Origin of the sequence: Eubacterium ramulus ATCC 29099 (genome assembly GCF_000469345.1) — a bacterium.
Taxonomy (GTDB): domain Bacteria; phylum Bacillota; class Clostridia; order Lachnospirales; family Lachnospiraceae; genus Eubacterium_I; species Eubacterium_I ramulus.
This window is the reverse complement of record NZ_KI271145.1, coordinates 1-7,765: the sequence shown is the minus strand read 5'-3', so window position 1 is coordinate 7,765 and position 7,765 is coordinate 1. Positions and strand designations below refer to the sequence as shown.

The window sequence follows — 7,765 nt, the reverse complement described above, 5'->3', positions numbered from 1 at the left end:
TGATTGCCTGCGTTCTTGCTTCAATCGCTTCTTTGCTGTTATCCCATGTGTAATAGGACTTCGCAAAATTCTTCACGAAATTTTCAATCCCGTTGGTGTCCTGCAAGCGAAGTTCAATGATTTCTTTTTCATGGGTCGTGTGCTGGTCGATAGCGGTAAAATTCTTATACACCCCGAAGCTCACGCTTGCAATAAGTACCACCCACAACGCAATCACGGCTTTCTTATGTGTGCCTACCTTAACAGTACGCACCTTTTTTTCTTTTGGTTCTTTGATAGTTTCTGTCTGTTTCTTATTCTTCTTAAACATATTTTCAAGTCCTTTCTATTGTTTTACTCGTCCTGCACCGATTAAGTGCTGTTGCCAGTAACTACTACTTAGGTCTGCATATCCTATCGGGTTGCCTGCATGGTACATCTGTGTCGGCGAAACGAGAATACCAACGTGTGTTACATAACTTCCAGCATTATAGGTAGAATGAAAAAACACCAAGTCCCCAGCCTTTGCCTGCGAAAGTGGAAGATGTTGGGTAGCGTCATACTGTGCTTGTGCCGTTCTCGGTAAGGAGATACCAGCTTTTCCATAACACCATTGCGTCAGTCCCGAACAGTCAAAAGAAGTGTTGGGATTGCTACCGCCATACACATATTTCCAGCCTTGATATTTCAACGCTTCATTCATTACCTTTTGTGCCAGCTCTCCCGATACCTGCGAAACAGTTAAATACTGATTGACTAATTCCACATAGAACATATTTCCATAGCCATACCGCCAGCCCCCGTTCTTCGCAACAGCTATCGGGTTGGTGTAGGTTATTTTCTTTCCACCCGATTTCTCACGAGCGAAGCTCTCTGCAAGATTAAAAGTGTGTTTCTTTCCTTTTCCTGCCACATATCCCACATAGCCACCGCCATAGTTATAGGACTGTATCGCTACATTCAAATCGTCGATACCTTGATTTTTGCAGGAAGAAAGCAGGGACGCAAAATACTTACACCCCTGCTTGATTGAACTTTCTGTATCTAAAGAGTTAGGTGGTAAACCAAGACTTTCCGAACTCTGCATAACATCTTCTGCCGTACCGCCACTTTCTACTTGAATGATAGCAAGCAGTACATTGACATACTCGGAGATACCGTTTTCTCTGGCGTATTTTTCCACCATAGGCTGATGTTTCAAAACTTCTGCGGATAGGTTCATACCCGTAATGCCAGAAGAAAAGTTGCTGTTCTCGTCGTCGCTGTCCGCACTAATCAAGACACCAAAGAAAAGAACTACGGAAAAGAGGATAGGAAACAGACTGCCAATGATAGCGATATGTTTCAGTTTCATTTTTTCTTCTGTCCTTTCTTCGTTACAAGGTTACGAGTTTTCTCTGTGGTCTGCTGGTTCTTCTGGACGCTCTGCGTCTGCTGAACCTTTGTCCTGCGGTCTTTGGTGTAATTCTGGCGTGTTTCCTGCGATACTACTTTTTCTACATTCTGCCTATGTGCTGGCTGTGCCGACTGGGTCGCTTTTCTATCAGAAGCACCAGAAGATAACGGACGCTCTTTGATAACATTTGTCTTGACTGGCTCACTTGCTTTTGAAGTGGTCGCTGTGGCAGGACGTTTCACTTCCTGCGTTTTTTCCGCACTCGGTTTTGGAATGATTGAAGTTGTGGCTGGTCGCTCATGGGGACGGGTAGCTCCCGTTGTCGCTGATCCGTCCGTCTTTCGTGCCTGCCTTGCTTCTTGTGCCTTTTGAAGCTCCATACGTTTGTCAGCGATATTTTTCTTACGCTGTTCCTGCTTTTCCAATCGTCCCGACTGTCTGGACTGCTGTTCCTGCACCATGCCACGCTTGAAGTCGGACACGCTGGACTTTGCCTTTTCCTTTGCGGAATATACCGCATAAGCAGTCTGTGTCGGTATATCCTTGATATTCTCTTTGACAGCGTTTGCCTTATCTTTCACTTTATTTTTCGTATCTAAGACAGCACCCACCTTTGAGCCTGCACGCTGTCCCATGCTGGAAGTGATATTGCCCCGATTTTCTTTAGAAGCTGTATTTTTTCTTTCAGCCCTCTTGCCAGCAACGGCACTTCCAGCCACCGCACCAGCGACACCGCCCGAAATACCGCCAGCACTTACCGCCCTTGCAATACGGTGTTCCATACGCCTAGCTCTATGTCGCATAAACAGATACGGTCTGCGGAAAATTCTTCGTCCCATGCTTTGACTGTCGTTAGCGTTCAAAGAGAACATACTCATTAATTCGCCCAGCTTCATATAGATACCAGCAAAACATACTATCTGCAAGAACGCCACCATAAAAAACGGATAGTCCGTGGAGATGTTATAAAACATACTGGAAATGCTGAACGCTACCGTTACAATGAGCGTGATTCCTGCCCGTGTCATAATGGTATTAAACACCCTCACGATTGCCTGTTTTACCATGCTTTCATAGCTCGGTATCATGGAAAGTAGAAAACTGATAGGTAAAAACATTGCAAAGATAATAAAAAGTATCTGGCTGAACAACATCATGCCCGTAAGCAAGAATACAAATATCGTGATACCTAAGTTGAAGAACAAGAGGAAGAACACCATGCCTAAACGGTTCACGACCTGCGGTATCGTCAGATTGTTGTTGTCGTTATCTTCGATTTCTGTTTTCACGACTTCCTCTCTAGTTTTCCCATCCTCGTCCTCTGGGCTTGCCGATACAAGAGCTTCTACACGGTCTGCCCCGATTTCTTCTGCGTTGCTGTTCCCGAATTGCAAGAGTAACCACGGCTGTTCCACTTGAATAGAAAATAAGCTGTCCCGTATCAAGTCCACGCTATCCTTGCCCTCACTGTCAGAATTAGGGAGCATGATTTTCGTTCCCAAGTCTAAAGAAGCGGTACTGATGTCTGATGAAAATTCATTTATCTTCTTAATGTAGTCGGGAGCATAGGCAATAAATGAAGCGGACAGCACGAACACCACCACAAAGTTGATAACAGCGTGAAGTGCCTTGCTGGTTTCCCGTTTGATAAGTCCCGTATAAGCAACATAAAGTCCCACCACCAAGATAATGAGAAGCAGAAAGCCAACATAGAAGCCAGAGCTGGAAAAGCCGTTTGAAGTAACGCCTGCAAGGGTCTGTATGCTCTTTCCGATACTGTCTGCCATATCGTTAATAAAATCAAGTTTATAGGCTTCCTGCACCACATAGCCCGTTGCATTACTTAAATAAAGGCTTATCGTCCAGACAAAGTTGGTAATACAGTAAAGTCCATACTGCACCGATTTTCCGATACCGTCCAGCCAGTTCCACGGAAGCCACGACCAGCTATTATCTACATAAAAATCAAGCTGGTAATTCGACAACGGATATTTTGAATACAGATTTTCTGCGTTTATGGTATCGTCCACAAGCCCCGTTGCATGAGCTACCGTCCCCAGAAGTGAAAGCAGGATAAGGGAGAGTGCCACCACGAACAGAGCCATTTTGAGAAAGTGGAAAATCTTCTTTTTTGTGAACGCACCTTTTACCCTTTCTTTCATCACTCCACCTCATTTCTCTGTACGGGCGGTCTGGTATCAAAGGCGTGTAGCAGTTCTTCAAAGACGGGGTGTATCTGTACCACACCGACACGTCCGTATAAGTCCTGCAATAAGCATTGTCCGTTCTCCAAATCACGAAGCCGTTTCTGGTTGTTTTCGTCGTCCTTGTCGATACCGAAAAATTCTAAGGTCTGTTTTATCTCGTTGACGTCAGTAGAACGAAAGGCAAATTTCAAGCCGATATTGTTTTTCAGACTTTCCTTTGACACGTCGCCAGAAGATTGTGTAACGAAATAAACGCCTGCCTGCATAGCTCGCCCAGCACGAACCAGCTTATTTGATAAGGTTTCTCCTTGTGCCACATTTAAGAACGCCCACGCTTCGTCTAAATCGACAATCTTAAAAATGCTTCTGTCCGAATGGATAAAATCAAGGGCAAAGGTACTAATCACAATCAGCATAGACACAGACAACAATTCAATGGTCGTGTATTCTTCAAAAGTGGTATCTTTATCTGGCAGTACAAGGTCGGCTACTTGAATGATATTGAGCTGATTATCCAGACTGATAGCATTTTCTACCGTACCGTCTGAAAACAGCAGGTGTGCAAAGTCGTAGTCCGTGAAGCTGTCGATATGGTCTGCGATATTTCTTGATATGGGCGTATCTTCACGGCGTAGCTCGTCTATCACATGGAGCAAGCCCCGACTGTCGCTCTGGGTAACGGAGCGTACTGCCTTACGAAGTACGGGGAATTTTTCGCCGTCCCTTGAAGAAATACCCGTAAGGAATGTTAAGATGTCGATTGCCAGACTTTCAGCGTCTTTTACATTCTTCATAATCACAAACGGGTCAAGAAGCCCTGCATTGTCCTTATCGCTGGTAAGATTTACGATATTGATTTCATGTGCAATCTCTGGGAGCGTTTCTTTCCAGTTACCACGCTCACTTTTAGGGTCTAACAGAAGTGCTTGACCGCCAAACAGCACCGCATAATATACCAGAAGATTGTTACAGAACGATTTCCCACCGCCAAGCGAACCGACAAAAGCAGACGCTAAAGCGTTGGTAACTGTACCTTTTACACCTTGACTGGCAAGGGACGGTTGCAGGTACACATTTCTTCCCGTATCAACAGAATAGCCCATATAGATACCCGTAGTTTCTCCTAACTGCTGTGTCGCACCAAAGCCAAGCCCAGCTAAAAAATCTGATTTTACATACTGCACATAGTCATTGATATATCGCTTGCTGGCTGGTAAAAATTCAGAATGAAGCCCCAGCATATCCCCAGCAGGACGCACCAGCTTTACATTGAGGTCGTCGTAAAAGTCCTTGACTTCATCACAACGGCGTTTCAGCTCGTCAAGATCGGGTGCAGACACCCGTATCACGTAGCTTAACTTATACATACTTTCTTTGCTCTGGTCTAAATCGGTTTCCAGCTCGTCCACGCTGTCTAATGCGTCCACCACATTTGAGCTGGTTTCACTTCCTGCTTGATAGGCGTGGTTATCAAGGTCTTTCAGTTCCTTTTTCTTGTTGCGGACGGTTGTTAATGCTTTTCGGTTCTCCACGATTTCTACATTCATGGACGTATCAACGGGGAATGTGAATTGCTGTTGCTGGAAATAGAAGATTTCACTTGAGGGAAAATCAAGCTCGCCTACAATCGCATTGACGGTAAAATAGGACACATAGCTTTCCTTGTTCTCATGCTCCAAACGTAAATACCGCTGGCTTTCCTCAATCACACACCTTGTCGGACGGATAAGGTCGTAGTATTTTATCAGCGTTTCTTTGTTCAATTTCTTTTTGGGTAGCTGGTACTCATAATCTTCATAGGCGATACCGTCCCTGCCGTAAAGATGTTCCATGAGATACCCAAAATCATTGATTTCCAAGCGACGCACCTTAAAGCGACGGGAGATTTTATTTTCCAGTAACTTTTCCATTTTTATGTAACGGTTGATTTCATCATTCGGCATGGAAACAAAATCATTCATCAGCGTGTGGTTCACTTCATGGAGAAATTCTGTGAACGTCAGCCACACCGATTTTTTGATGTTCTTCAGATTGAGCTGTTCTTCCGTAACCATGAGCTTAAAGCCAAGAAAAAAGCGGTAGTCCACTTGATTGTCCCCAATCATAGATACTAACGCTTCGGTCTGTTCGTCTATCTTCTGATAGGCAACTTCCTTTAATTTTCCAGTTACCAGCTTCTTTGACTGTTCCTGCATACTGCGGATTGAGCTTTCTGTGGCAATCTGCAAGGCATGAATTTTACCCTCACGGGACTGTGCGATAAGCTGTCGAAAGCTGTCATGCACGATAAATTTCTGCTCTGCGGATAAGAAAGAATAGTTGTACGGTATCAGCTCATAGTAGGCGAACACCTCATTGTCCTTGTTCCAGACAAGGTTATTGTCAATATATTTTATCGGGAACATAGTTCACACTCCTTACTGCCGTGATTGTTTCATTCAAGGTCTGCTTATGCAGTTTTACGGCTTTTCCTGCATAAGTGATTTTAGGTCGCAGGGCATAGGTTATCTGTGATTTCAAAAAGCTGTACGGCTTCTTTCCGTCAAAGGTTTTCTGCGACATAAACCAAGTGAGAGCAACGGGAATACCGAAGTATTTGAGAAATGCTCCCTCAATCATGGAAAGTGGGGGAATATCCCCAAACAGAATGATGATAAATTCCGTAATCACAAACCATGTAATCTGTGTAAAAGTAACGGGAAAGGGTAAGTTAAAGTCATTGATTGCATATAAGACTTTTTCCACGTTCCAGATACCCGTGTAGCTTTTAATCTTTTTCAAGTTCTTTCAGCTCCTTTCAAAATAGAAAAGGACAGCCATTTTCAGACTGTCCCTTAAAAGAGAAATACGCTGTCAGTAGCAACAATGCTTGTCGCTGATCTTCCAGCGTTAATATGGTATCTCGCACATACCTCGGCTTGTTTCAATAAAGCAACCGCCCATATCCAAATCTCGCCCGTAGGCTTCATAGTCAATGTAATTCTGTAAGCTGGGTGGAATGTCCCCAAGTGCCTGCAATTCGTCTATGTAGTAGTAGGCAACATCTGTCATGGTTTCACAGTCGGGATAATAGTAAATATCGTCCTTATGTTCCACGACTTCTTCCAGCGTCCCATAGTGGCTGATAAATTCGTCCAGACACTCTACGATATAGTCGGGAAGTTCCGCTATCATTTCATACATCTCATTGAGTTCTTCAATGGAAACATATTCCCCTATGCCAATGGGGAAGTTGTCGGTATCATGGATAGCGTATTCCTCATACTGTTCATTCAAGCCGATTTTTTCTTTTACATCTTCCTCGTCAATGGGAAATGTGAACCAAGCACCGACTAAATAGCCCTCGTTGTATTTGCCAAGATTAGCAATATAAACCGCCATATCATCAATCATAAGCACACCTCATTTCCTACTCTGGCAGTTCAAAGATACCGTGTTCTGTTACTAAAAATTTCCCGTGTTCCTGCAAGTGAGAAGCGTAGGCTTCAAAGTCAAAGTAATATTCTTGACAGTCCTCGGATAAATGCTTAAATGTCGGGTCGTTCATCAGCTTTTGCTTTGCAACATCTATCATGCTTTTGCAGTCGGGATAAATCGTAATCACGTTCCTGCAAATATAAAGTGCTTCTAAATTCTCAAACACCGTAAGTAGTGATACATATTCTTCCTGCATATCACTTGAAAGCTGGCGGTACATAAAATCTAATTCGTTGAGCTGGTACACGCTTGTATGTTCGTGGACTTCATCAGCATAAGGCAACACCTTTTCGATAATACGGTAATCCCCACTTTCTGCACCGATACCTAACTTTTCTTCAAACTCGGCAACATCTATCGGCAGTTCAAACCAGTATGATATTGTTTCTTCGCCAGTTGTTCCTTTCGTTTCCACCAGCACCCTTGTTTCCTGCATTGTTCCTCACGTCCTTTCTGTTGTTTCATCACATCTTGTAAGGTCTGGTACGACATACCAAACACATACTTTGAAAAATCTTCTAACTGTTTTTCTTCATAGTCGGCAGGGTTCAGTCGTTTCATTTCCTGCCACACCTTACGCTTGTAAGAGGGCAGGTCGGAAATGTATTCACAGCCGACTTTTGCCTGCATATCCTTAAAAATATCGTTCATGTCATCACTCCAATCTGATTTTAGGTAAGAAAAAAGCAGTCAATCCTAAGACTAA

The 7,765-nt window shown here is 43.7% G+C and carries 7 protein-coding genes and 1 pseudogene; all 8 read right to left on the bottom strand.

Features of this window, described 5'->3' with window-relative positions:
* Positions 1 to 310: pseudogene (locus HMPREF0373_RS10160) on the bottom strand (conjugal transfer protein); the annotation flags it as partial.
* Between the two features lie 15 nt (positions 311 to 325).
* Positions 326 to 1,333 carry a bifunctional lytic transglycosylase/C40 family peptidase gene (locus HMPREF0373_RS10155; protein WP_009243020.1) on the bottom strand — a complete coding sequence of 336 codons (1,008 nt, stop codon included), beginning with the start codon at positions 1,331 to 1,333 and terminating at the stop codon, positions 326 to 328.
* Positions 1,330 to 3,537 (bottom strand): CD3337/EF1877 family mobilome membrane protein, encoded by a 2,208-nt coding sequence (locus HMPREF0373_RS10150; RefSeq protein ID WP_021739618.1) that lies wholly within the window; start codon positions 3,535 to 3,537, stop codon positions 1,330 to 1,332. Before HMPREF0373_RS10150 ends, HMPREF0373_RS10155 begins: the two co-directional genes overlap by 4 nt.
* Positions 3,537 to 5,987, bottom strand: a complete 2,451-nt coding sequence (tcpF, locus tag HMPREF0373_RS10145; protein ID WP_021739617.1) for a conjugal transfer ATPase TcpF — start codon at positions 5,985 to 5,987, stop codon at positions 3,537 to 3,539. Before tcpF ends, HMPREF0373_RS10150 begins: the two co-directional genes overlap by 1 nt.
* Positions 5,965 to 6,363 (bottom strand): conjugal transfer protein, encoded by a 399-nt coding sequence (locus tag HMPREF0373_RS10140; protein ID WP_004843362.1) that lies wholly within the window; start codon positions 6,361 to 6,363, stop codon positions 5,965 to 5,967. The genes tcpF and HMPREF0373_RS10140 overlap by 23 nt, the downstream gene beginning before the upstream one ends.
* A gap of 108 nt (positions 6,364 to 6,471) precedes the next feature.
* Entirely contained in the window at positions 6,472 to 6,975 is a 504-nt protein-coding gene (locus tag HMPREF0373_RS10135; protein WP_009243015.1) for an antirestriction protein ArdA, read from the bottom strand.
* A gap of 16 nt (positions 6,976 to 6,991) precedes the next feature.
* Positions 6,992 to 7,495: an antirestriction protein ArdA gene (locus HMPREF0373_RS10130; protein ID WP_009321285.1), complete on the bottom strand. Its 504-nt coding sequence runs from the start codon at positions 7,493 to 7,495 to the stop codon at positions 6,992 to 6,994.
* Entirely contained in the window at positions 7,414 to 7,710 is a 297-nt protein-coding gene (locus HMPREF0373_RS16490; RefSeq protein WP_009243013.1) for a conjugal transfer protein, read from the bottom strand. The genes HMPREF0373_RS10130 and HMPREF0373_RS16490 overlap by 82 nt, the downstream gene beginning before the upstream one ends.
* Positions 7,711 to 7,765: the final 55 nt, after the last annotated feature.

Excerpts from the sequence above, each read along its gene's own strand:
- HMPREF0373_RS10155 (WP_009243020.1), bottom strand. The coding sequence starts at position 1,333 with ATGAAACTGAAACATATCGCTATCATTGGCAGTCTGTTTCCTATCCTC.
- HMPREF0373_RS10150 (WP_021739618.1), bottom strand. The coding sequence starts at position 3,537 with ATGAAAGAAAGGGTAAAAGGTGCGTTCACAAAAAAGAAGATTTTCCAC.
- tcpF (WP_021739617.1), bottom strand. The coding sequence starts at position 5,987 with ATGTTCCCGATAAAATATATTGACAATAACCTTGTCTGGAACAAGGAC.
- HMPREF0373_RS10135 (WP_009243015.1), bottom strand. The coding sequence starts at position 6,975 with ATGATTGATGATATGGCGGTTTATATTGCTAATCTTGGCAAATACAAC.
- HMPREF0373_RS10130 (WP_009321285.1), bottom strand. The coding sequence starts at position 7,495 with ATGCAGGAAACAAGGGTGCTGGTGGAAACGAAAGGAACAACTGGCGAA.
- HMPREF0373_RS16490 (WP_009243013.1), bottom strand. The coding sequence starts at position 7,710 with ATGAACGATATTTTTAAGGATATGCAGGCAAAAGTCGGCTGTGAATAC.